Source organism: Nocardia sp. NPDC001965 (assembly GCF_053594175.1).
On record NZ_JBSFDZ010000029.1, the window covers coordinates 47,599 to 69,342 of the forward strand.

The 21,744-nt window shown below is 67.9% G+C and carries 22 protein-coding genes and 2 tRNA genes; 8 read left to right on the forward strand and 16 right to left on the reverse strand.

From position 1 onward, the window contains the following. Nucleotides 1-2: 2 nt before the first annotated feature. The 4 genes from ACWCPQ_RS28135 to ACWCPQ_RS28150 all read right to left on the reverse strand — a co-directional run bounded on the left by ACWCPQ_RS28135 (nucleotide 3) and on the right by ACWCPQ_RS28150 (nucleotide 4,069). Nucleotides 3-1,004: a conjugal transfer protein gene (locus tag ACWCPQ_RS28135; protein ID WP_449904413.1), complete on the reverse strand. Its 1,002-nt coding sequence runs from the start codon at nucleotides 1,002-1,004 to the stop codon at nucleotides 3-5. A gap of 91 nt (nucleotides 1,005-1,095) precedes the next feature. Further along, nucleotides 1,096-2,214, reverse strand: a complete 1,119-nt coding sequence (locus tag ACWCPQ_RS28140) for a GAF domain-containing protein (RefSeq protein WP_449904416.1) — start codon at nucleotides 2,212-2,214, stop codon at nucleotides 1,096-1,098. 442 nt (nucleotides 2,215-2,656) lie between these two features. Then, nucleotides 2,657-3,550 carry an ROK family protein gene (locus tag ACWCPQ_RS28145; RefSeq protein ID WP_449904418.1) on the reverse strand — a complete coding sequence of 298 codons (894 nt, stop codon included), beginning with the start codon at nucleotides 3,548-3,550 and terminating at the stop codon, nucleotides 2,657-2,659. A 45-nt stretch (nucleotides 3,551-3,595) separates the two neighbouring features. Beyond that, entirely contained in the window at nucleotides 3,596-4,069 is a 474-nt protein-coding gene (locus ACWCPQ_RS28150) for a hypothetical protein (protein WP_449904420.1), read from the reverse strand. Nucleotides 4,070-4,340: 271 nt separating this feature from the next. Here ACWCPQ_RS28150 and ACWCPQ_RS28155 point away from each other — a divergent pair, with 271 nt between their 5' ends. Continuing rightward, nucleotides 4,341-5,120, forward strand: coding sequence for a MerR family transcriptional regulator (locus ACWCPQ_RS28155; protein WP_449904422.1), 780 nt, complete (start codon nucleotides 4,341-4,343; stop codon nucleotides 5,118-5,120). A 47-nt stretch (nucleotides 5,121-5,167) separates the two neighbouring features. Here ACWCPQ_RS28155 and ACWCPQ_RS28160 read toward each other — a convergent pair. Next, nucleotides 5,168-5,241 (reverse strand) — tRNA-Pro (locus tag ACWCPQ_RS28160). Between the two features lie 30 nt (nucleotides 5,242-5,271). After that, nucleotides 5,272-5,345: transfer RNA gene (locus ACWCPQ_RS28165), tRNA-Gly, on the reverse strand. A 494-nt stretch (nucleotides 5,346-5,839) separates the two neighbouring features. Here ACWCPQ_RS28165 and ACWCPQ_RS28170 point away from each other — a divergent pair. Then, nucleotides 5,840-6,796, forward strand: a complete 957-nt coding sequence (locus ACWCPQ_RS28170; RefSeq protein WP_449904424.1) for a diguanylate cyclase domain-containing protein — start codon at nucleotides 5,840-5,842, stop codon at nucleotides 6,794-6,796. 10 nt (nucleotides 6,797-6,806) lie between these two features. Here ACWCPQ_RS28170 and ACWCPQ_RS28175 read toward each other — a convergent pair whose 3' ends face one another. Both ACWCPQ_RS28175 and ACWCPQ_RS28180 read right to left on the reverse strand, forming a co-directional pair. Further along, complete coding sequence (locus tag ACWCPQ_RS28175; RefSeq protein WP_449904426.1) at nucleotides 6,807-7,619, reverse strand: Fpg/Nei family DNA glycosylase; 813 nt, start codon at nucleotides 7,617-7,619, stop codon at nucleotides 6,807-6,809. A gap of 24 nt (nucleotides 7,620-7,643) precedes the next feature. Beyond that, the gene (locus tag ACWCPQ_RS28180) at nucleotides 7,644-8,117 is read right to left on the reverse strand and encodes a ribose-5-phosphate isomerase (protein ID WP_449904429.1); all 474 of its coding nucleotides are present in this window, start codon (nucleotides 8,115-8,117) and stop codon (nucleotides 7,644-7,646) included. 77 nt (nucleotides 8,118-8,194) lie between these two features. On the opposite strand from ACWCPQ_RS28180, the gene ACWCPQ_RS28185 reads away from it, so the two are divergent. Further along, the gene (locus tag ACWCPQ_RS28185; RefSeq protein WP_449904431.1) at nucleotides 8,195-9,244 is read left to right on the forward strand and encodes a M48 family metallopeptidase; all 1,050 of its coding nucleotides are present in this window, start codon (nucleotides 8,195-8,197) and stop codon (nucleotides 9,242-9,244) included. A gap of 58 nt (nucleotides 9,245-9,302) precedes the next feature. Here the strand turns inward: ACWCPQ_RS28185 and ACWCPQ_RS28190 are convergent, their stop codons facing one another. After that, a complete protein-coding gene (locus ACWCPQ_RS28190; RefSeq protein WP_449904434.1) occupies nucleotides 9,303-9,950 on the reverse strand; it encodes a mycothiol-dependent nitroreductase Rv2466c family protein in 648 nt (215 codons plus the stop codon). A gap of 221 nt (nucleotides 9,951-10,171) precedes the next feature. On the opposite strand from ACWCPQ_RS28190, the gene ACWCPQ_RS28195 reads away from it, so the two are divergent. The 3 genes from ACWCPQ_RS28195 (at nucleotide 10,172) to ACWCPQ_RS28205 (ending at nucleotide 13,217) form a co-directional block, all read left to right on the forward strand. Continuing rightward, nucleotides 10,172-11,392 (forward strand): NAD(P)/FAD-dependent oxidoreductase, encoded by a 1,221-nt coding sequence (locus ACWCPQ_RS28195; protein ID WP_449904436.1) that lies wholly within the window; start codon nucleotides 10,172-10,174, stop codon nucleotides 11,390-11,392. A 114-nt stretch (nucleotides 11,393-11,506) separates the two neighbouring features. After that, nucleotides 11,507-11,908 carry a YciI family protein gene (locus tag ACWCPQ_RS28200; protein ID WP_449904437.1) on the forward strand — a complete coding sequence of 134 codons (402 nt, stop codon included), beginning with the start codon at nucleotides 11,507-11,509 and terminating at the stop codon, nucleotides 11,906-11,908. Nucleotides 11,909-11,924: 16 nt separating this feature from the next. Next, nucleotides 11,925-13,217, forward strand: coding sequence for an RNA polymerase sigma factor (locus ACWCPQ_RS28205; protein ID WP_449904439.1), 1,293 nt, complete (start codon nucleotides 11,925-11,927; stop codon nucleotides 13,215-13,217). Here ACWCPQ_RS28205 and ACWCPQ_RS28210 read toward each other — a convergent pair. Then, on the reverse strand, nucleotides 13,187-14,011 hold the full coding sequence (locus tag ACWCPQ_RS28210; RefSeq protein ID WP_449904457.1) for a phosphoribosylaminoimidazolesuccinocarboxamide synthase: 825 nt from the start codon (nucleotides 14,009-14,011) through the stop codon (nucleotides 13,187-13,189). The genes ACWCPQ_RS28205 and ACWCPQ_RS28210 overlap by 31 nt on opposite strands. Before the next feature lie 114 nt (nucleotides 14,012-14,125). On the opposite strand from ACWCPQ_RS28210, the gene pepN reads away from it, so the two are divergent. After that, nucleotides 14,126-16,693 carry an aminopeptidase N gene (pepN, locus tag ACWCPQ_RS28215; RefSeq protein ID WP_449904442.1) on the forward strand — a complete coding sequence of 856 codons (2,568 nt, stop codon included), beginning with the start codon at nucleotides 14,126-14,128 and terminating at the stop codon, nucleotides 16,691-16,693. Between the two features lie 87 nt (nucleotides 16,694-16,780). Here the strand turns inward: pepN and ACWCPQ_RS28220 are convergent, their stop codons facing one another. The 3 genes from ACWCPQ_RS28220 to ACWCPQ_RS28230 form a co-directional block, all read right to left on the reverse strand. Beyond that, entirely contained in the window at nucleotides 16,781-17,221 is a 441-nt protein-coding gene (locus ACWCPQ_RS28220) for a DUF5130 domain-containing protein (RefSeq protein WP_449904445.1), read from the reverse strand. 10 nt (nucleotides 17,222-17,231) lie between these two features. Further along, the gene (gene ctaJ / locus ACWCPQ_RS28225) at nucleotides 17,232-17,525 is read right to left on the reverse strand and encodes an aa3-type cytochrome oxidase subunit CtaJ (RefSeq protein ID WP_449904447.1); all 294 of its coding nucleotides are present in this window, start codon (nucleotides 17,523-17,525) and stop codon (nucleotides 17,232-17,234) included. Nucleotides 17,526-17,604: 79 nt separating this feature from the next. After that, nucleotides 17,605-18,036 carry a globin gene (locus tag ACWCPQ_RS28230; protein WP_449904449.1) on the reverse strand — a complete coding sequence of 144 codons (432 nt, stop codon included), beginning with the start codon at nucleotides 18,034-18,036 and terminating at the stop codon, nucleotides 17,605-17,607. Nucleotides 18,037-18,292: 256 nt separating this feature from the next. Between ACWCPQ_RS28230 and ACWCPQ_RS28235 the strand changes: the two genes are divergently transcribed. Further along, entirely contained in the window at nucleotides 18,293-19,021 is a 729-nt protein-coding gene (locus tag ACWCPQ_RS28235) for an HNH endonuclease (protein WP_449904451.1), read from the forward strand. Nucleotides 19,022-19,044: 23 nt separating this feature from the next. Here the strand turns inward: ACWCPQ_RS28235 and ACWCPQ_RS28240 are convergent, their stop codons facing one another. From ACWCPQ_RS28240 to ACWCPQ_RS28250, 3 genes are all read right to left on the reverse strand, one after another. Continuing rightward, nucleotides 19,045-19,722, reverse strand: a complete 678-nt coding sequence (locus tag ACWCPQ_RS28240) for a hypothetical protein (protein ID WP_449904453.1) — start codon at nucleotides 19,720-19,722, stop codon at nucleotides 19,045-19,047. Nucleotides 19,723-19,933: 211 nt separating this feature from the next. Further along, entirely contained in the window at nucleotides 19,934-20,374 is a 441-nt protein-coding gene (locus tag ACWCPQ_RS28245; RefSeq protein WP_449904459.1) for an acyl-CoA thioesterase, read from the reverse strand. 35 nt (nucleotides 20,375-20,409) lie between these two features. Further along, nucleotides 20,410-21,744 (reverse strand): NAD-glutamate dehydrogenase domain-containing protein (locus ACWCPQ_RS28250; RefSeq protein WP_449904455.1); only part of this gene is annotated, 1,335 nt, incomplete at its 5' end.

Below are 21,744 nucleotides of genomic sequence, written 5' to 3' on the forward strand. Positions count from 1 at the left end.
TGTCAGTTCTGGGTGGCCCGTGGAATCTCTGCTGTCGCGGTGGGTGCTCCGGTGGTGGTACCACCGGGCGCCGGACCGGCTTTCTCCCCCTGGTTCAGGACGGCGGTGAGCGGCTCCTTCAGCGCCGGCAGTGTTTCGATCACCCGCACCTGCCACTGGCCGTCGCCGCGAACCATGGTCAGCGGGTAGGCGAGCGCCGGGGCGGCCCCCGACTGTCCTTCGGGGGTCACCGTCGCGAGCACTCGTGCGGTGTCTCCGGCGGTTCCGCAGGCCGAGTCCTCGGCGGTGACGGCCACGGTTTTCAGTTCGGTGAACGGGGCCGGGCGCAGCGCCGCGATCCCGGAGTCGACACTCACGTATCGCGCGACATCTCCCGAACCGGTCAGATAGGCAGTGAGGAATCCCGTGACGACCTGGGTGAACGGGGTCTCCTCACCGCACGGTGCCGAATAGGCCTGGGCCAGATCGGCGCCGATACCCGGCGGCTGTACCGCGGCGGGCAGGGTGAGTGCCCGCAGGTTCCCCTCGGATATCGAAACCGGCACGCGATAGTACTGCCGTGCCCCGTCGGATTGACCACGCCCCACATGTATCGAAACCGTCACCGTCCAGATCTCGACGGTCCCGGCGGACAGCGTACGGCTGGTGTAGACGACGATCGGGTCGCGCACCTGCTGGCCGGTCTTCGGAAGCGAAAGCTGCTGGGAACCGCCCACATACCGGGACAGCGACTCCTGTTGCCCGGTGCCCGCGCTGAGGTAGGCGACCACGAAATCCTCGGCGAAGGAACCGGCCAACCGGTCGTGCCCGGCAACGGTGATCATCGCGTCGTCACCGGGGGGCTGTGGATCGGTGGCGAAGAAGTCGTAGACAGCGTGCCCACCGCCCAGTACGGCGAGCACCGCGAGAACGATCACGACGATATTGTCGCGGCGCCTGCGCGCGGCCATCTGACGAAGCAGCGCTTCGCCCGATTCTGCACGTCCGGCCACCCCAGTCCTCACTCTCGAAATGGTAAAGAGCAGCGGGGCCACCGACCGGCGACCCCTTCCCACATCTGGGGACTCGCCTGCTCGGTCGCGACCACCGCGGCCCTCACGACATCGCGCTGTGGCGCAACCGGCCGGCCAGCCGGTATCGGAGTTGATCGTCGTATCCGATGGGTGTTTCCAGCGCGGCCAGATCCGTCGGCTCGGGTTCCATCATGGGGATATCGTCGGCGACTCGGACGAGCTGCGCGATCGCCAGCTCGCGGTTGGAGAACCCGGGATAGGGATAGAGCAGCAGTGAGGTCGGGGTGTAGCCCCCGGCGTAGTTGAGCGCCCGGAGCGTCACCCCGGCGCTTTCGCCGTTGCGCACGCGGGACCCGAGCTCCACCAACCGGACCCGATCCTCGGGATGGAAGACATCGACCGGCCGGAACAGATAGTCCCACCGGATCCACGGCGCCGGGTCGGTCAGCCAATGGGAGATGCTGGTGTGCGCCAACTGGACGACCGCCAGGTGGTTTCCGGCCCGCCGGTGCGCCTCACGCAGCCCGACGCTCTCCAGCGTCGGCCAGATCGCCGGATCGCTGTCGGAGGTGATGTCCTCGATGAGCCACCAGGCGCCGCGCGCGTACTCGTCGTCGCGCGCCCGTACGGTGATCCGCCATCGAGTGGCGCGGCCCGCGTTGCGCAGCACAGAGACCTCGAACTGAAGTTTGTCTCCGGGCACCGGCCGATAGAGGAGGTCGAGCACTTCGGCGTGCCGGTCGAAGGCCGAGACGCGGTGGAAGAATTCCGCGATGGACATCCGCGGCACGTATTCCTCGGGCGCGATCCCGGACAGACCGGTGATCCCGCTGGGCTGGGCCAGAGTCTGACTGTCCAGGTCCCAGATCACTCCCACCGCGCCGGGCAACGGCGGAACAGGACTTTTTTCCGGGCCGGCCCACCAGCGGACTGCATGCACTTCGCCGCCCGGTCCGAAAACCGGGCGCACCATCAGCTTGTGCGAGCCGGACCGTGTCGACACGGTCTTGTCCACATCGGCCGAACCTTCGATGGAGGCCCGGAGGGCCTCGGTGATATCACGGGTGCTCAGCCCGTCGTACAGTGCCGGCGTGCGAGCGAGCTGCCGCTGCAGTACTCGCCGCCAGTCAGCGAACTCACGTGCGGTATCCCCGACCGACGCGACCGAGAATCCTTCCGGCGCCAAAGTTTCGACCGTCACCCAGGGGATCACTGCGCCCTCTCATCGCGTGCGTCCTACTGTTGCGCGGTGGGTGCCTCAAACGAGACATCGGCCGCAAAACATAATGTACCGTTGCGCAGCGGTACGTTCAACAGTGGACCTTGGGCAGAACACGAAGAGTGAGCCCGGCAACCCAACCCGCCCGCAACCCCCATTGACCGGGCGGCGAGCCGGGCATCCGGCGATTGCACGGAAATCATCGGCAACACAACCTGTTCGGGGTACGAATCCGCGACCCGCACCGGCCACTCTCCGGCCCGGACGCGGCCCGCGGCCACCGGAAGAGCCGACAGCTAATAATCAGCCAATTGACCGGCACGGTGACCCTCCCGTCCGGTCGCAAACGGCGCTGCCGCCCCCGCGGGGCATCCACGGCCGTGTCGTGGACGAGCCGGTCGATTCCGGTTTTCCGGAGGAGGGTTCACTCACTCTGCGAGGTCAGGGCGATAACGCCCGCGCCGGCCAGCAGGCCGAGATCCTCCAGTTCCGAAGCCACCGCCCGCAATCCGGTGAGAAACGGAAGCCGTGCGTGCCTCGCGACGGCGTTGTGCAGCGATTTCCACAGCGCCGACCCGGGAGTGGCAATCGGCCCGCCGATCACGACCCGGTCGATATCGAGCAGGGGCGCCACCGTGGCTATCGCCCGGCCCAACGCAGTACCGGCCCGCTCCAGGGCCGCGACCGCGATCCGATCGCCCTCCTGCGCGTCCGCGGCCAGGGACTCGACCGAATCACCGGCCCAGCCCTGTTCGCGCGCCCATTTCGTCAGAGCCGGGCCCCCGGCTACCGATTCGAGGCATCCGCGGCCCCCGCACACACAGCGCTCGTCGTAGCCGGGCACCAGCACGTGGCCGATCTGGCCCGCGTTCCCGGTACGCCCGACCACCACGAAACCGCCGACCATCACGCCACCGACGATCGTGTCCGCGACATATACCGACAGCGAGTCCATGACCTCCTGGGTGGCACCGAAATGCCGTTCGGCCAACGCCAGGCACACGCCGTCGAGGGCCATCGCGACGGTCGCGGCCGGGAACAGCTTCTGCACCGATTCCACCAGCGGGAAACCGGCCTGCCACTCCCGGACCTGATCCGGCGCGACCACTCCCGAGGCCATATCGATCGGACCGTTCGAGGCGATGCCGACCGCGGTGATGTCCCGACCGGCCGCGAGCCCGAGCAGCAGCTCGCGCACGCGATCCCAGGCCCCGGCCCGTGGGACCGGGATCCGCTGGACCCGGTCGGCTCCGACGTCGTCGGCGATCTCGATCGCGGCGAACCGGGTCGGACCGATCTCCAACGCCAGGATTGTCATCTACGCACCACCAGAGTTAGATCCGCGTTTGCCCCCGCAGCATAGTCAGACGGCCGCGGACTCCGTCGGGCGAAGTGGGCGACCCAGCACAATATGCCGCTTCGGAGCAGCTGCGACCGCCGCACCGTGCGTGGGACGGGGCCCGTTGCGGATGATCCGCATCGGGCGCTTGTGATCGATGGGGACAGTCCGGTGACGGTCCAGGTTCTCGATGACATTGCCCGAGTTGTCGTAGGCCACGCCGGCCCAGATCATGGCCCGCGGTGCGTCGCCCCGCTCGATGAGCGTCTCCGCGAGCCGGCTGCACTGCGCGAAAAGAGGGCAGCCATAGCAGATGCGCACTGCTGAATGCCACGCTTCCGGCGTTCCGGAGTCCAGGTCCCAGCTGTCGGGGACCTCCGCGCACGGCGGCCGCTGCGCCGATTTCACCGGCGCCGGCAGCGGCGTCGCGGGAAGCCGGGGAGTAGTGGTGGCGCGGGGTGTAACCACGCTCAGGGAACGAATACGCATTGCGCTCATAGCCGTCTCCGGAACTGCCGAGGGCACGCCGGGGGAAACCGATACGTGTCCCGTTGGTCGGGCGGAACATCAGGGCTGCTCAACAGTCCCCGGAAACCAGCTGATGTCAGCTGTATCACGCACGTTAAAGCACTACCGGGCCTTCAGGCAAGGCCTCATGCCGTTAAGTAACGGTACGTTGACATGTTTTTCACATCTTTTCGCCGCTGCTCAGCGGTTCGTTTGGTTACGGACCGTTTATCTACGGGCCCGATTATGGTTTCCTATAGGTATGGCTGGCGAATCCGAGTACACGATCGACGAGCTGGCGCGCGCTGCCGAGACCACCGTGCGCAGTGTCCGCGTGTACCACGAGCGTGGGCTGCTGCCCTCGCCCGATGTCCGGGGCCGGATCGGTTACTACGGTTCCGACCACCTCAACCGGTTGCAGACCATCAGCCGTCTGCTCGGCCGGGGTATGAAGCTGAACGGCATCCGGGAATTGCTGGCCGCCTGGGATCGCGGCGACGGCCTCGGCGACGTCCTGGGCGTCACCGACCAGACCGTCAGCACGCCCGGGCGGCAGGCACCGGCCGGGCCGCCGCAACCCGAACCCGACGAGCCGGTACACGAGCTCCCCGAGTACGTGCAGCAGGCGCTGGCCGCCAGCGACGATCCGTTCGACGTCTACCGGGTCACCAACCCTCGGTGCAGTGATCTCGCCACCCGCCTCACCGATGCCGGCCTACCCGCCGCCGCCACCTTCCACCTGGTCGAACGAATGCGCTCCGAATGCGACCGCATCGCCGACCGCTATGCCGCGGAGATCTTCTACGTCCTGGCGGGCCGGTCCTACGAGCAGTCCGAACGAAACCCCAAGGACCGCACCAAACTGGAAACCGATCTGGCCATCGCCCGGCTGATCGTCACCCGGGCCGCTTCCGAATTGATCGACCAGTCCTTCGGACGCCGCGCGGAGCTCCCGCCCCCGGATGTGGATATCGCACTACCGCGCCCGGGCCAGCAGAGTGCGGTGAGCGATGCGAAACAGCCTTCACGCACTCGTATCTGAGGCGGGAACGCGATACGAAGGGGCGCGGGTTCGGTAACGAACGACTGTCGGGGTGACAGGATTTGAACCTGCGACCACCCGCTCCCAAAGCGGGTGCGCTACCAAGCTGCGCCACACCCCGTACTACCCCCGGAGGGGATGATCACCGGTCTGGAGCGGGTGACGGGAATCGAACCCGCACCATCAGCTTGGAAGGCTGAGGTTCTACCATTGAACTACACCCGCATACCTACGACGCTGTGGTTCCACCACGATGTCGTGTGCACAGCGACTCTACCCAATCGCGGTTTCATTTTGCCAATCAGCCCCCGGACCAGCGTCGATACCGGTGTCCGCACCGGGGAACGGCCGGGTCACGGCAGTTCCCCGATACTGGGAACCCCGGTAGTCGCGGATTCGACGGCCCAGATCTGGGAGGCGCGTGGTACTCGGCACCGGAATTTCTGCAAAGGTGTGTAACACAGGCGATTCCGCGACGATAGGCGCAGAGATCACTGTTGTTCCGGAGACCGATAACTTGTTGCAGAACGCAGGTCGGCGGGCTCCACCATCTTGCTACGATCTTCTTGCCGGACGGGGTATCTGGAAAGGGGGCGGTGGCGTGCACCCGACAAGGTGGACCATCCGCATAGCAGTGCGACAGAGCCGGCCCGGTCCGGCACCCACGCGGCGGACCCTGGTCCGCGGCGCGATCATCCCTACCGCCACCGGTGGCCGATATGACCGCTGAGCACCGGCCACCCGTCCGCTCCACCGCCCGAGAATGGGCACTGACCGCCGGCTCCCAGCCCGACGCCGAGATCACCGCGGCCGAGGCCGAACCTGTTCTCGTCGACATCCTCGAACAGCTGCTGGACCTCACCGTCTCCGATCCCTTCCCGATCCGCGCCGCCCGCCGCCTCGGTGCCCGGCTCTGCGCCGAGCCCCTGCACCGGGTCAAGATGCTGGCCCTGGTCACACGCACCCTGCTCGGCTTCCCGGCCGGGCCGAGGGGGTCACTGGTGGCGACGCAGTGGCCCCTGGTGGCCAGCCAGGCGATCGACAGCTACGCCCAGGCGCTCCAGGAGCTCGCGCTCGCCCAGCAGAAGAAGAACTTCTCCGACGAGGCGACCCAGCGGGTCCGCGAGTTCGCGGCACTGCAGCAGCGGCTCGAGCACGAGGCCACCCACGACGCGCTGACCGGACTCGCCAACCGCACCCTGCTGCGGAAACGGGTGCGCATGATGGCCGAACAGACCGACCGCGGGGTCGGCCTGCTGGTGGTGGACCTGGACCGGTTCAAACACATCAACGACAGCTACGGCCACGCGGTCGGCGACGAGGTCCTGGTGGAACTGGCGAAACGGCTGCTTGAGGTGGCGCCGCCGGGCGCGGTGGTCTGCCGCTACGGCGGGGACGAGTTCGTCCTCGCCGCCGGACTGGCGGACAATTCGGTCACCGAACTGGCGCACGATATCGTCCTCGCGCTGAACGATTCGGTGTGGTCGTCGGTCGGCCCGGTACCGGTTTCGGCGAGTGTCGGCACGACCTACGCACCGCCGGAAGACCACAGCGAACTGGCCGAACTGCTCCGCCGCGCCGACCAGGCCATGTACTCGGCGAAAACCGCGGGCGGGCGCCGCTTCGCCGGCGCCGAGACACCGGAGACGACCGTCGATACCGCTGTCGCCGGCTGACCGCGGCGGGTCAGGCCGGCTGGCACCGCGCGCACCAGAACAGGTTCCGCCCCTCGAGCACGGAATGGCGCACCGGATCGCCGCAGCAACGGCACGGTTCACCGGCGCGGCGGTAGACGTAGGTCCGCGGCCTGTCCGCGGCGTACGAGGGCGCGCCGTGATCGTCCTCGGGCCGCACCACGTGCATCTTTCCCCGCCGCACGCCCACCTGCATCAGCTCGACCAGGTCTGCCCACAGCGCCGACCATTCCCCGGCGGTGAGCTCCGTGCCCGGACGCTGCGGGGATATCCCGTGCCGGAAAAGCACTTCCGCACGATAGACGTTCCCGACCCCGGCGACCACGCGCTGATCCATGAGCAGGGATCCGATACTGCGCCGTGAGCGGCGGATCCGGGCCCGCGCCTGCTCCGGGTCGGCATCCGCGCGGAGCGGATCGGGCCCCAGCCGGGCGATGAGGGCCGCCGTCTCCGGCGGCGTGAGGATCTCACAGGCGGTGGGACCACGCAGATCGGTCCCGAATCCGCGTCCGTCCCGCCCCGATCCGGTCAGCCGCATCCGTACCTGGCCGACCGGATCGGGCATCGGCAGCCCCGATTCGGAAAAGGTGCCGTACAGCCCGAGATGGACGTGGACGTAGAGCTCACCCTCGTATTCGTGGAGCAGATGTTTGCCCCACGCCTGCGACCGCAGCAGGACCCGCCCGTCGACACGGGCGGCACCCGCCGCGAACTTCCCCTGCGGACTCGACACCCGCACCACCGCACCGGCGAGCCGCTGCTGGTGACGCCGGGCGAGCCGGTGCAGGGTATGACCTTCCGGCACCCGACTACTCGCCCACCCGGTGGATCAGTGGGCGGGCAGCGCCGGCGCCTCGCCGGACTTCTCGTAGTCGGCGAGGATATCGATCCGGCGCTGATGGCGCTCCTCGTTCGACCACGGGGTCGACACGAAGGCATCCACGATGGCGAGCGCCTCGTCGCGGGAATGCATCCGACCGCCGATACCGATCAGCTGAGCATTGTTGTGTTCCCGCGCCAGCCGGGCGGTTTCGACACTCCAGGCCAGCGCGCACCGCGCGCCGGGCACCTTGTTCGCGGCGATCTGCTCGCCGTTGCCGCTGCCGCCGAAGACCAGCCCGAGGCTGCCCGGGTCGGCGACGGTTCGGCGGGCCGCCTCGATGCAGAAGGCGGGATAGTCGTCGAGCGCGTCGTAGACGAGGGCGCCGCAGTCGACGACCTCGTGACCGGCCTTTTCCAGGTGGTCCTTGACGGCGTTCTTCAATTCGAAACCAGCGTGATCGGCACCCAGGTATACGCGCATGGCTGCGATTCTGTCAGGCCCCCGGCCGAGCCCCGACGGCGGGCGGGGTGACCGAGTTACTGCTTAGAGTCGTGGGTATGCAGCCGCACGACCCTCAGCAGCCGTCCGGATCCGGCCCCGGCGCCGCCTGGTCCGCGAGTACACCGGAGCCCGGGCCCTACCCGTGGCTCACCGACCATCCCGCATCCTCGGTGCCGCTTCCGGGTGGATATCCCCCGCCGCCGGTACCGCGGCACGAACCCCGCGGGCTGTCGCCGTTCGGGATGCCGGCCCGGCACAGCTGGGAGGTCCCGCTACTGGTCGTGATCGTGCTGTTCACCGCGGTGGCCTATCTGCTGGCGTTCGTGCTGCTGTTCCTCGGTGCGGTCAACCAGTACGTCCTGATCCTGGTGGGGGCGCCGTTGCTGCTCTGGTTCGGTCGCGGTGTCAACTTCTCGTCGCAGCGGGTGAACGGGGTGAAGATGTCGCCCTCGCAGTTCCCGGACGGATATCGGATGGTGCAGGAGGCCGCGGCCCGGTTCGGGATGGCCGCTCCCCCGGACGCCTATGTCGTCCTCGGCAACGGGCAGATCAATGCCTTCGCGTCCGGGCACGGTTTCCGGCGCTACGTGGTGGTGTACAGCGACCTGTTCGAGATCAGCGGCGCCGCCCGGGAACCCGATGCGCTGGCCTTCATCATCGGTCACGAGGTGGGTCATATCGCGGCAGGTCATGCTTCCTATTGGCGTCAGCTCGGAATGTTCCTGGTGCCGTTCCTGCCGATTCTCGGCAATTCGCTGATCCGGGCACAGGAGTACACCGCCGACAATCACGGCTACTGCCATCGGCCACAGGGGGCGCCCGCCGCGATGGGAACCCTGGCGGCCGGTAAGTACCTGAACTCGGTGGTGGGGTTCGACGAAATGGCCGACCGGGCGGCCCAGGAACGCGGGTTCTTCGTCTGGATGGTCAACGCGATGGCGTCGCATCCGGTGCTGACCTGGCGGATGTGGGCGCTGCGTGATCGCAGCCGGCACGGACGGCTGTTCTGGCGGCCGAACCCGGTGCCGCCGCGGTTCGCCCCACCGGCCGGGCCGCCGCCGGGTCCGGGGGGCGACGCGATCACCCTGTCCAAAGTCCCGCTCTGACCCGGGAGGCGGACGTACCGGGGTTAAGGATTCCCGGCGGAATCCGGAACGCGCGCGCTCAGTCGAATTCCGGATTCTCGTCCCGGGTGCGCTTCAGTTCGAAGAAGTGCGGGTAGGCCGCCAGGGTCACCACGGCGTCCCACAATTTTCCGGCCTCCTCGCCACGCGGGATACGCGACAGCACCGGACCGAAGAAGGCGACACCGTTGACGTGGATGGTCGGAGTACCCACATCGGGACCCACCTTGTCCATTCCCGCGTGATGGCTGGTGCGCAGCGCCTCGTCGTAGTCGCCGCTCTCCGCGGCCGCCGCCAGTTCGGCCGGCAGCCCGGTCTCGGCGAGCGCGTCCGCCACGATGCCGGCAAAGGTGCCCTGGCGGTCCCCATCGATCTCGAACTCGGCCCGGCGGTTGTGGAACCGGGTGCCCAGCGCGGCGTAGAGCGACGGCAGGATCTCCTCGCCGTGCTGCTGGGCCGCCGCCACGGCCACCCGGACCGGACCCCAGGCGTATTTCATCAACTCCTGGTATTCGGGCGGCAGATCACGGCCCTCGTTGAGCACCGCCAGACTCATCACGTGGAAACGCGTCTCGATATCGCGAACCTTCGCGACTTCGAGAATCCATCGGGAGGTGATCCAGCACCACGGGCACAGGGGGTCGAACCAGAATTCGGCAAGGTCCTTCTTCTCGGCCGAGTCGGGCACGTTGCGTTCCTCTCCACAGGTCGTCGGCGGGATTGCACCCGCCGCCGCGGGTTACCGCCGTCGAGCCGGGCGGGCAGCCGGGCACAGGCGCTGATACGAGCAACCTCGGCCGGGTGGTTTTCGTTCCCGAACCGGCCCGGCGATCGGAGCCGGCCTTTGTAGGCTGGCGGGAAGGAGTTCGGATCGTCGCTGGAACAACCCACCACGAGGGAGTGTCAGCCATGACATCTGCGCAACATTTCGTCATCGTCGGCGCCGGCCTGGCCGGGGCGAAGCTCGCCCAGGCGTTGCGGGACAACGATTTCGACGGACACATCACCCTGCTCGGCAAGGAGGACCGGCTGCCCTACGAACGGCCGCCGCTGTCCAAGGACTACCTCCTCGGCAAGAAACCGGTCGAGGAGTTCACGGTCGAAACCGCGGCCTGGTACCGCGACCACAATGTGGACCTGCGGCTGGGCACCGAAGTCACCGGGATCGACCGGGCCGCCCGGACGGTGCGGCTACCGGACGGCTCGGTGCTGGAATACGACAAGCTCGCACTGGCCACGGGTTCGGCGTCCCGCACCCTGCCCATCCCCGGTGCCGACGCCGACGGGGTGTACACCCTGCGCACACTGGGCGAATCCGATGCGCTGATCGAACTTTTCCGGACCGCCCGCCGGCTGGTGGTGATAGGGGCCGGCTGGATCGGGCTCGAGGTGACCGCGGCGGCGCGCGCGGCCGGGGTGGAGGTCACCGTGGTGGAATCGGGCTCCGCGCCACTGCTCGGCGCGCTCGGCCCGGAAATGGGCGAGGTGTTCGCCGCGCTGCACCGCGAGCACGGCGTCGACCTGCGCTTCGATGCGCAGGTCGAGCAGATCACCACCGCGAACGGCCGCGCGACCGGTATCGCTCTCGCGGACGGTACCGAAATCGGCGCGGACGCGGTCCTCGTCGCGGTGGGTGCCCGGCCCGAACTCGGTCTGGCGGAATCCGCCGGTCTGCCGACCGGCACCAGCGTCCTGGTCGACGCGAGCCTGACCACCAGCGACCCGAATATCGTGGCCATCGGCGATATCGCCGAACAGGAGCATCCGGTGCTGGGGCGGCGGATCCGGGTCGAGCACTGGGCGAATGCGCTGAACCAGCCCGCGGTGGCCGCGGCGGCCATGCTCGGCCGGGCCGCCTCCTACGACCGGCTCCCCTACTTCTTCACCGACCAGTACGACCTGGGCATGGAGTACACCGGATTCGCCGCCGCCGGCGATTATGCGCAGGTGGTCGTCCGGGGCGACCGGGACCGCCGGGAGTTCGTCGCGTTCTGGCTCGACTCTCGCGACCGGGTACTGGCGGGGATGAATGTGAACGTGTGGGATGTGGGAGACCGGATCAAGGAGCTGATCCTCGCCGGCGAACCGGTGGATCCGGCCCGGCTGTCCGATACCTCGACCACCCTGTGAATAATGTGATCCACGTCACTCATCGCAGTGCGGCGGTTGTGTCGGATACAGGGCTCCCGCTCCGACCTCTTCGTGCACGCGCCATCCAGGTGCGACCGAATCCAGGAGAACCCTGTGAAGTACATGCTGATCAAGACCTACGCTCCGGCCGCCTACTGCGATACTCCGGTACCGGAATGGGCCCCCGAGGACATCGCAACGATGATCGAGTTCCAGCGCACGCTCGGGGCAGAGCTGGCCGCGGCCGGTGAACTCGTGGACGCCCAGGGTCTGGGCGGCCCGGAACAGGCCCTGCGGGTGAGCTCCGACGGCCGCTCGGCTCCGGTGGTGACCGACGGGCCGTGGGCCGAAACCAAGGAGTTCCTGGCCGGCTACTGGATCGTCGACGTCGACAGCGTCGACCGGGCCATCGAGATCGCCGCCCGGGCCTCCGCATGCCCCGGCCCCGGCGGCGAGCCGATCGGCGAGTACATCGAAGTGCGCCAGATAATGTCGGCGCCCGCCGTCGACCAGTGACCGATATCCGCCGCGAATGACCGGCCGGGATCCGATCGAGGACCTGCTGCGCGATCTCGCGCCGCGGGTCCTCGGGGCACTCGTCCGGCGCTCCGGCGATTTCACCGCGGCCGAGGACGCACTCCAGGAAGCGATGATCGCGGCAGTGCAGAGCTGGCGGACCGACGGACTCCCCGCCGACCCCGCCGCATGGCTGTCGACGGTCGCGCGGCGCCGGCTCACCGATGCCGTACGGGCCGATATCGCACGCCGCGAGCGCGAACACCGTACGGCCCGGCAGATCCCGCCGGGGCCGCTACCGGCGGACCCGGCGGCGATATCGGCCGCCGAGCAGGAGGATCGCGACGACACCCTCGGCCTGTACTTCCTGTGCTGTCATCCGGTATTGCCGCCCGCGCACGCGGTGGCGCTCACCCTGCGCGCGGTCGGCGGGCTGACCACGGCCGAGATCGCGCGGGCGTTCCTGATCCCGGAAGCCACCATGACCCAGCGGTTGACCCGGGCCAAACGGCGTCTGGCCACCCTGGACAGGCCCTTCGCGCCACCGACCGCAGATGAGTGGGCGCCCCGGCTCGCGGCGGTGCTCCACGTGCTGTACGTGACCTTCACCGAGGGGCACACCGGGACCTCCGGAACCCAACTCGCCCGCCCCGATCTGTCCACGGAAGCCATCCGGCTCACCCGGCAGGTCCATCGGCTGCTACCCGACGACCCCGAGGTGACCGGTCTGCTCGCCCTGATGCTGCTCACCGATGCCCGCCGGGACGCACGTACCGGCCCCCACGGTGAGCTGGTACCGCTGGCCGAACAGGATCGGCGACGGTGGAATCGGGCCGCGATCACCGAGGGCCTGCGCTGGGCGACCGTAGCCGCGGCCGCCGGGCTCACCGGCCCCTACCGTATCCAGGCCGCCGTCGCCGGCGTGCACGCGCAGGCGAGCCGCTACGCCGATACCGACTGGGAATCGGTCCGGAGCCTCTATCTGCTGCTCCAGCGGGTGGCCCCGGGCCCGATGGTTGTCCTGAATCTCGCTGTCGCCACCGCCATGGTGGACGGCCCCGCCGCCGGCCTGGCGCTGATCGCCGACCTGGATACGGCTCTCACCGGCACTCACCGGCTGGCAGCGGTACGCGCCCACCTCCACGAGATGTCCGGGGATACCGGCGCGGCCCTGGCCTGCTACGCCGAAGCGGCCGCCCGGACCGGCAGCCGGGCCGAGTACGACTACCTCACCCTCCGGGCGGCCCGGCTACGGCATCCGCCCCGCGGCACAGGCGACTACCAGGTACGACCGGTGATCAGCTCGTAGGCCTCGACATACCTGCCCCGGGTGGCCGCGACGATATCGGCCGGGATCTCGGGGCCCGGGGGTTCCTTGTCCCAGCCGGTGGAGGTGGCCCAGTCCCGGACGAACTGTTTGTCGAACGACCGCTGCGGGCGACCGGGCGACCATTCGGCGGCGGGCCAGAAACGGGAGGAATCGGAGGTCAGGAGTTCGTCACCGAGGGTGAGGACATCACCGTCCCAGCCGAATTCGACCTTGGTGTCGGCGATGATCACGCCGCGTTCGGCCGCGTAGGCCGCGCCGCGCGAGTACAGGTCGAGGGTGAGATCGCGCAATCGCGCGGCGACCTCGGCACCCTCCTGTGCCACCACATCGTCGAAGGTCATGGGTTCGTCGTGACCCGTATCGGAGACCTTGGTGGTCGGCGTGAAGATCGGTTCGGGCAGTTTGTCGCCCTCACGCAGCCCGTCCGGCAGCCGGATACCGGAAACGGCACCGGTGCGCTGATAGTCCTTCCACCCCGAGCCCACCAGATAACCACGGGCAACACATTCCACCAGCACCATCTTCAGCGGTTCGACGCGGACGGCCCGGCCCGCGAACTCCGGTGGCACATCCGTGGTGGACAGCACGTGGTTGGGGATATCGGCGAAGTACTCGAACCACCAGTTGGACAGCTGGGTCAGCAGTGCGCCCTTGTCCGGGATCGGCGTGGGCAGCGATACGTCGTACACCGAGACACGGTCGGAGGCGACCAGGAGCAATGTGTCACCGTCGGTGTACAGGTCGCGCACCTTCCCGGCGTGCACATGCTTCACGTTGTCGCTCCGATCCTGGTCGAGTGGTGGGATCGACTCCCACGCGGCAACCTTACCCACGTGGCATTGTGGACAGCGCCCGTGCCGTTCCAATCGTGTCCTCGAAGGAGCCCGATGTCCGCACCGAACCTCACCCGCGAACAGGCGATCGAACGCGCCGAGGTCGTCTCGGTCCAGAACTACCGCATCGAACTCGACCTGACCGACGGGGCGGGGAAACCGGGCGAACAGACGTTTCTGTCCCGCACTGTCGTCGCCTTCACCGCGAAACCCGGTTCGTCGACCTTCATCGATATCGTCGCCCGGGGTGTGCGCTCGGCCGTGCTCAACGGCACCCCGCTCGATATCGACGGCTACGACGAATCCACCGGCATCACGTTGAGCGATCTGGCCGAACACAACGAACTGGTGGTGGAAGCCGACTGCGAGTACTCCCACACCGGTGAGGGGCTACATCGGTTCGTCGATCCGGCCGACGACGCGGTCTACCTGTACTCGCAGTTCGAAACCGCCGACGCCAAAAGGATGTTCGCCTGCTTCGACCAGCCCGACCTCAAGGCCACCTTCGATATCGAGGTCACCGCCCCGGCGGACTGGAAGGTCGTCTCCAACGGCGCCGGCACCGTGGACGGCGGAAAGCACCGGTTCGCCACCACCCCGCTCATGAGCACCTACCTGGTCGCGCTCATCGCCGGCCCCTACGCGGTGTGGACCGATACCTACACCGACGACCACGGCGATATCCCGCTCGGCATCTACTGCCGTGCCTCACTCGCCGAACACATGGACGCCGACCGGCTGTTCACCGAGACCAAACAGGGTTTCGGCTTCTACCACAAGAACTTCGGTATCCCGTACGCGTTCGGGAAATACGATCAGCTGTTCGTCCCGGAGTTCAACGCCGGCGCCATGGAGAACGCGGGGGCGGTCACTTTCCTCGAGGACTACGTCTTCCGGTCGAAGGTGACCCGGGCCTCCTACGAACGCCGCGCGGAAACCGTGCTGCACGAGATGGCGCATATGTGGTTCGGCGATCTGGTCACCATGAAGTGGTGGGACGACCTGTGGCTCAACGAATCGTTCGCGACCTTCGCGTCGGTGCTGTGCCAGGCCGAGGCCACCGAGTACACCAGCGCCTGGACCACCTTCGCCAATGTCGAGAAGTCGTGGGCCTACCGGCAGGATCAGCTGCCCTCCACGCATCCGATCGCCGCCGATATTCCGGATCTGGCCGCGGTGGAGGTGAACTTCGACGGCATCACCTACGCCAAGGGCGCGAGCGTGCTCAAACAACTCGTCGCCTACGTCGGCCTCGAGCCGTTCCTGGCCGGCCTGCGTGCCTACTTCGCCGACCACGCCTACGGCAACGCGACCTTCGACGATCTGCTCACCGCGCTGGAGAAATCGTCGGGCCGAGACCTGTCCACCTGGGGCGCTCAGTGGCTGAAGACCACCGGTCTCAATATCCTGCGCCCCGAATTCGAGGTGGACGCCGACGGGAAATTCACCTCGTTCACCGTGGTGCAGGAAGGTGCCGCACCCGGAGCCGGTGAGCAGCGGGTACACCGGCTGGCCATCGGTGTCTACGACGAGCGGGACGGCAAACTGATGCGCACGCGGCGGGTGGAACTCGACCTCGACGCCACCGAACGCACCGCGGTGCCCGATCTGATCGGCACCGAACGCGGCAAGTTCGTCCTGGTCAACGATGACGACCTCACCTACTGCTCGGTCCGCCTCGACGCCGATTCACTCGACGTGCTGGTCAACCGCATCGCCGATATCGCCGAGCCGCTCCCACGCACGCTGGCCTGGTCCGCGGCCTGGGAGATGACCCGGCAGGCCGAGCTCCGCGCCCGCGATTTCGTGGCGCTGGTACAACGCGGTATCGGCGCGGAATCCGAGATCGGGGTGGTGCAGCGGCTGCTCATGCAGGCCAACACCACCCTGCGTAGTTACGCCGACCCGGCCTGGGCCGAAGCCACCGGATGGCCGGAATACGCGAACCGGCTCCTGGAACTGGCCCGCGAGGCGGCCGCCGGTTCCGACCATCAGCTGGCGTTCGTCAACGCCCTCACCGGAGCGAAACTGTCCGCCTGGCATACCGAGGTGCTGCGCGAACTGCTCGACGGTGATCCGGCCGGTGTGGGCCTGCCCGGGCTGACCGTGGACACCGATCTGCGCTGGCGGTTGCTCACCGCCCTGGCCGCGGCCGGGGAGATCGATGCCGACGGCCCGGAAACCCCCACCATCGATGCCGAACTACGCAACGACGAAACCGCCGCCGGTCGGCGGCAGGCGGCCACCGCGGCCACCGCCCGTCCGCTCCCGCAGGTGAAGGAGTCGGCGTGGGAGACAGTGATCAGCGACGATTCGGTCCCCAACATCACCGCGCGATCGATCGTCGGCGGATTCGCACCGGCCGGGCAGGACGGTTTGCTGGCGTCGTTCGTGAGCCGGTACTTCGACGAGATCCCCGCGGTCTGGGAGCGCCGGTCCAGTGAGGTGGCGCAGACGGTGGTGGTCGGGCTGTACCCGGCCTGGGATATCAGCGACGAAGCAGTCGCGCGCGCCGACGAATTCCTCGCGGCCGACCATCCGCCCGCCCTGCGGCGACTGGTGAGCGAGGGCAAAGCGGGTGTCGAACGTTCGCTGCGCGCCCGCGCCTTCGATATCTCCTGATCCGGAAACGACGAACGGCGCGTCCCCCGCGGAAAGGGTGGACGCGCCGTTTTTCGTCGGTGCCGGCCGCAACCGGCCGGAGCGGCGTCAGCGGCCGATGGCCGCCGACATCACCCGGACCGCCGAGATCAATCCGTCGATCAGCTCACCCTGCCGCAAGGAGCTCAATGCGGCGGTGACGCCCAGCTGGCATACCCGGTCGTTCGCGCGGTCGGCCACATCCTTACCGGAACGGACCTCCACGGAGTGGTCGTTCGGGGAGACGGCGATGAGCACCGAACGTGCCGCCTCCGGGGTGGTGGGGAACAGCGCGTCCACCGCGGCCCCGGCATCGGGGCCGAGATCACCGATGAAAACGTTGAACCGCACCTTGGTCGCCCGGGTGGCTTCGGTGAGCACATTGTCCATGGCCAGCCGCTCGTTGTTGTCGAACGGAGCCTCCTTGAACACATCACCGGCCTCGTGCACACCGGAGACCCGGCCGCTGCTGGTGAGCGCGTATCCGTGCGGCAGGTCGGACTCGACCACCGCCGGCCAATTAGTACTTGCCACTTGCCCGGCCTCCGATCAGCGCTTCCTTGGGTGCCTCGAGGGAATCGAACGCCACATGCGAACCGTGCGACGACTCTCCGGCGTCATAGGAGTGACCGGGACCGGTCACTTCATCGGTGGCACTCCACAGCACCGGAGCGGCCGTCCACTTCTTGCTCATATCGAAGTGGACCGGCTTCTCACCGGGCAGCGGCTTACCGATGAACGACAAACCAGCGATTATGAGGTAGATCCCCAGTGGGATACCGGCGAAAATCGCCACCGTCTCGAGAATGCTCACGACCTAAAGGTAGACGATCCTCTGTAGTAGTTCACCGAGGGATGGGCCTACCGGCGCGTGCCCATGCTTCGGCCGATCGTCACCAGGCCGAGTTGACCAGCGAGTTCGCCGCCATTTCGAGGTAGTCGAGCAGCTGGCGCCGATGTTCGTCGTCGAGAACTTCCGGTTCGATCTCGGCGACGGCGATACGCATACAACGCAACCAGGCGTCGCGCTGCACCGGGCCGACCTGGAAGGGCATATGCCGCATCCGCAGCCGCGGATGACCGCGTTCGTCGGAGTAGGTACGCGGGCCGCCCCAGTACTGTTCGAGGAACATCCGCAGGCGGCGTTCGGCCGGGCCCAGATCCTCTTCCGGGTACATGGGGCGCAGCACCTCGTCGGCGGCGACCTCGCGGTAGAAGACGGCCACCAGCCGGTGGAAGGTCTCCTCTCCGCCGACGGCCTCGTAGAAAGAGAGCGTGGCCTGTTCGCCCGCCGGAGTACCCGAAGCCGCGTTGCCCGAAGTCATGAACCCTCTCGTTTCGCCGGATGCGCCGTCCATTGTGCCCGCGCGGCCACCGGTTCGCAGATTCGCCGCCCCCCCGCCACCGATGTGACCGCCCACACCTGGTGTTTCCGGCTCGCCGGCCGCCGGACATCGCTTCAGCGACAGTTGACCGGCCATTGTGCAAAATAACCGTGCGCTGCGGGGCTTTCCATGGTCAACTGGGTTCTGTCTCCGCCGAGATACCACATGATCTTGAAACGCAGAATTTGGGGTCGACATGAAGCAACGGACCGGCGCCCGATCACCGGAGGCGATACGCCACCGACAACTGAAGCCCGCCGACGTCCACGCTCGTGGGTCGGGGGCTCCTCCGCTGCAATTGCTGTCCGATCACGCGGCCACCAGGCACACTGCCGATACCGCTTCCCATCTCGACTCCTCCTCCGAGAGCGATTCCGCTCACCATCTCGCCGCACCGCAGCCCATCAGCTGGCTGAAACGCCGTGTGCTGCTGCTCAACGCCACCTACGAACCGCTCACCGCGCTGACGGCCCGGCGCGCGATCGTCCTACTGGTCTGCGACAAGGCCGATGCGGTGCACCACGACCCCACCGGGCCCGTCCTGCACTCCGCGGGCGCCGCTGTCGCCATTCCGTCGGTGATCCGGCTGCGGACCTACGTCCGCGTCCCCTACCGCGCCCGCGTCCCGATGACCCGGGCCGCCCTCATGCAGCGGGACAGGTACCGCTGCGGGTATTGCGGCGGCAAGGCCGAAACCATCGACCACGTCATCCCGCGCAGCCGCGGCGGCGAGCACAGCTGGGAGAACTGCGTCGCGAGTTGCGCACCGTGCAACCACCGCAAAGCCGATAAATTGCTCAGCGAGCTGGGCTGGGCACTGCGCGCGCCCCTGATATCACCCAAGGGCCCGCATTGGCGTCTGCTGACCACGGTCAACGAGTTGGACCCGGTGTGGCTGCAATACCTGGGCGAGGGCGCGGCCTGACGCGTCGACGAACGAAACGCGCGTCAGGACCCGGCGGTCGGAGTCAGCGAGAGCCCACCGGTCCGCCGACGTGCGACCGACCCGTAGCGGGCGTCCAACCGCAACCAGGTATTGCTCGCTCGTACCCGGACCAGTTCGCCCGGCGGAATCCGCTCGGCATCCGCCCGCTCCCCCGCGTGCGGGACGAAGTCCATGGCGGTCAGTGCGAAAACCACCCGCATCGGCACCTGCACCCGCACCGCACCGGCCGACACGGTCAGCACGGTCTGGTCCAGCAGCGAGGCCGGTGGACCGTGCCCGGACCCGTGCTCCTTGGCCAGGTCGGCCCCGCGTTCGGCGAGTTCGACCAGGGTACGGGCGGGTAGATCGTCGATATGCCCGAACCCGCTGTCCGGAGGCAGTGCACCCCGCCATGCCGAATCGAGTGAGAAACCCAGATCGATCGGCCCGGCCGCGGTGAGGCCGGCGAGGACGGTGTCCGCGCCGACCGTCACATCGTCCACGGCCAGTTCGGCGGCCACCGTCCGGGTGGCCAGCGCTTCGAAGCCGGTGGCGACCCAGGCCGCGACCATCCCGTTACCGCGACGGCGCAACCGGACCACTGCGGCCGGATCGAGTCGCTGCGCCCGCGTGAGGAAGGTGGCCAGGTTCTCGCGTTCGGCCGGGTCCGGGACGGACAGGGTCCGCTGGTCGAATATCACGATCGAACCGGTACCGCCGACCCGCGCACGCCGTGCCCATCGAGCATGAGCGAACGCCGGCGACCGGTCGACACACCGACGCGGAGGCCGAAGCGCAGGCGAAGGTATCGCACTACCGCCTCCGGGCCCGACTCGCTCACGCCGTGTCCATCCCGCGTGAGCGAGGGCCCTGCGTGGTCACGCTCCGCTACCGCCTCCGGGCCTGACTCGCTCACGCGTCCAACCATTGGGCGAGGTACTCCCGCTCGGGACCGCTGAGACGGCGCAGCCGCTGGGTCTCGATATCGAACGCTGCCAACTGGGTGGTCGCGGTGACGGCGGCGGGCGATCCGGGCGCGGCGCCCGCGGCCCGCACCTCGTAGGCGACGGTGAAGTCGACCGCCCGCAACTGCTCGATCCACATGGCGATATCGAGCGGTGTGTCCTCGTGCCGCAGCTGACCCCGATATTTCACATGCAGATCCGCGAGCACACAACCGTTGCGCAATGCCACGGTCGGCCGGTCGTCCTCGAACAGCCAGGGAATCCGCGCCTCCTCCAGCAACGTCACCATCCGAGCATGGTTGACGTGCTGGAAGACATCCATATCCGACCACCGCACGTGCACAGCGGTATGGAACCGACGCGGCGAGGCCGCGGCGGGCACCGCCACATCGGGACTCGTTCCGTTGCGTGGAGCAGCGTTCGTCACCGTGGTACCTCCGATTGGGCACCCACCCCGCTCACCATGCTGCGCACCTGCCGCGCCGCAACCGACAGCGTGGCGAGGTCGTGGGTTCCGGACTCGAACAGTTCCGCCAGCGCCGCGCGAGCACGGCCGAGCCGGGACTGATTCTTGGACTCCCAGTATGCAATCTTCTCGTCGGCGCTCTCCTCGGGGTCGCCGCCGGACAGCACGTCGAGGGTGAGCGAACGCAGTGAGCTGTACATATCGTCACGCAGCGCGAGCCGCGCCAGTGCGTGCCAGCGGTCGCCGCGCTCCAGATGACTGACCGCCTCGAGCAGCCAGTCGATCTTCAGATGCTCGTTCAGCGCGTAGTAGAGCGCACCGACCTCGGTACCGGAACGGTCGGTGATATCCGCGATATCGATGACATCGAGCAATGGGAACAGATGCAGCAGCCCGAAGACCTCGGTCGCGAGATCCAGTGGCGCCCCGTGTGCGACGAGATCGGCGGCCTGATCGGTGAGCGTGCTGACATGATGACCGCGCAACCAACCCGGCACCTCGGGTGCGAGTTCCCGGACACCCACCCGGTACCGGTTGATCTCGGCGCCGACGGCCACCGGCTGCGGACGGTTCGTGAGCAACCAGCGCGACGCCCGGTCCAGGGTGCGCTTCGTTTCCAGCTCGAGCTGGTCGCGTACCCCGACCGTCGTATCCGCGGCCCGGATCCGGGCCCAGATATCGTGCAGCCCGAAGATTTCGGTGACCGCGGCGAAGGCCCGCACAGTATCGGTCGCGGTGGCACCGACCTCTTCGCCGAGCCGGAAGGTGTAGGTCACCCCGCCGTAGTCCACCACCTCGTTGGCGATCATGGTGGTGACGATCTCCCGACGCAGGCGGTGCTTCTTGATCGCCGCGCCGAATCGATCCCGCAACGGGGTCGGGAAGTACTCGGGCAACCGGGCGGCGAAGAAGGCACTGTCGGGCAGATCACCGGCCAGCAGATCCGCCTTGAGCGACAGCTTCACGTGGGCCAGCAGATTGGCGAGTTCCGGCGATGCCAACCCGGTGCCCTCTTCCAACCGCCGTTTGAGGACCGCGTCGGTGGGCAACGCCTCGAGCTGACGATCGAGGCCGCGGTGAGTCTCCAGCTCCTCGATGAGGCGCCGGTGCACATTGAGCATCCGGGCGGACTCGGCCCGCGAAATACCCATCACATAGTTCTGGGAGACGTTGTCCTGCAATACCATCTGCGCGACCTCGTCGGTCATTTCGGCGAGCAGCGGATTGCGATCCTCGATTGCGAGTTCACCCGCCGACACCACACCGTCGAGCAGAACCTTGATGTTCACCTC

Excerpts from the sequence above, each read along its gene's own strand:
- ACWCPQ_RS28145 (WP_449904418.1), bottom strand. The coding sequence starts at position 3,550 with ATGACAATCCTGGCGTTGGAGATCGGTCCGACCCGGTTCGCCGCGATC.
- ACWCPQ_RS28150 (WP_449904420.1), bottom strand. The coding sequence starts at position 4,069 with ATGAGCGCAATGCGTATTCGTTCCCTGAGCGTGGTTACACCCCGCGCC.
- ACWCPQ_RS28155 (WP_449904422.1), top strand. The coding sequence starts at position 4,341 with ATGGCTGGCGAATCCGAGTACACGATCGACGAGCTGGCGCGCGCTGCC.
- ACWCPQ_RS28170 (WP_449904424.1), top strand. The coding sequence starts at position 5,840 with ATGACCGCTGAGCACCGGCCACCCGTCCGCTCCACCGCCCGAGAATGG.
- ACWCPQ_RS28180 (WP_449904429.1), bottom strand. The coding sequence starts at position 8,117 with ATGCGCGTATACCTGGGTGCCGATCACGCTGGTTTCGAATTGAAGAAC.
- ACWCPQ_RS28185 (WP_449904431.1), top strand. The coding sequence starts at position 8,195 with ATGCAGCCGCACGACCCTCAGCAGCCGTCCGGATCCGGCCCCGGCGCC.
- ACWCPQ_RS28195 (WP_449904436.1), top strand. The coding sequence starts at position 10,172 with ATGACATCTGCGCAACATTTCGTCATCGTCGGCGCCGGCCTGGCCGGG.
- ACWCPQ_RS28205 (WP_449904439.1), top strand. The coding sequence starts at position 11,925 with ATGACCGGCCGGGATCCGATCGAGGACCTGCTGCGCGATCTCGCGCCG.
- pepN (WP_449904442.1), top strand. The coding sequence starts at position 14,126 with ATGTCCGCACCGAACCTCACCCGCGAACAGGCGATCGAACGCGCCGAG.
- ACWCPQ_RS28230 (WP_449904449.1), bottom strand. The coding sequence starts at position 18,036 with ATGACTTCGGGCAACGCGGCTTCGGGTACTCCGGCGGGCGAACAGGCC.
- ACWCPQ_RS28235 (WP_449904451.1), top strand. The coding sequence starts at position 18,293 with ATGAAGCAACGGACCGGCGCCCGATCACCGGAGGCGATACGCCACCGA.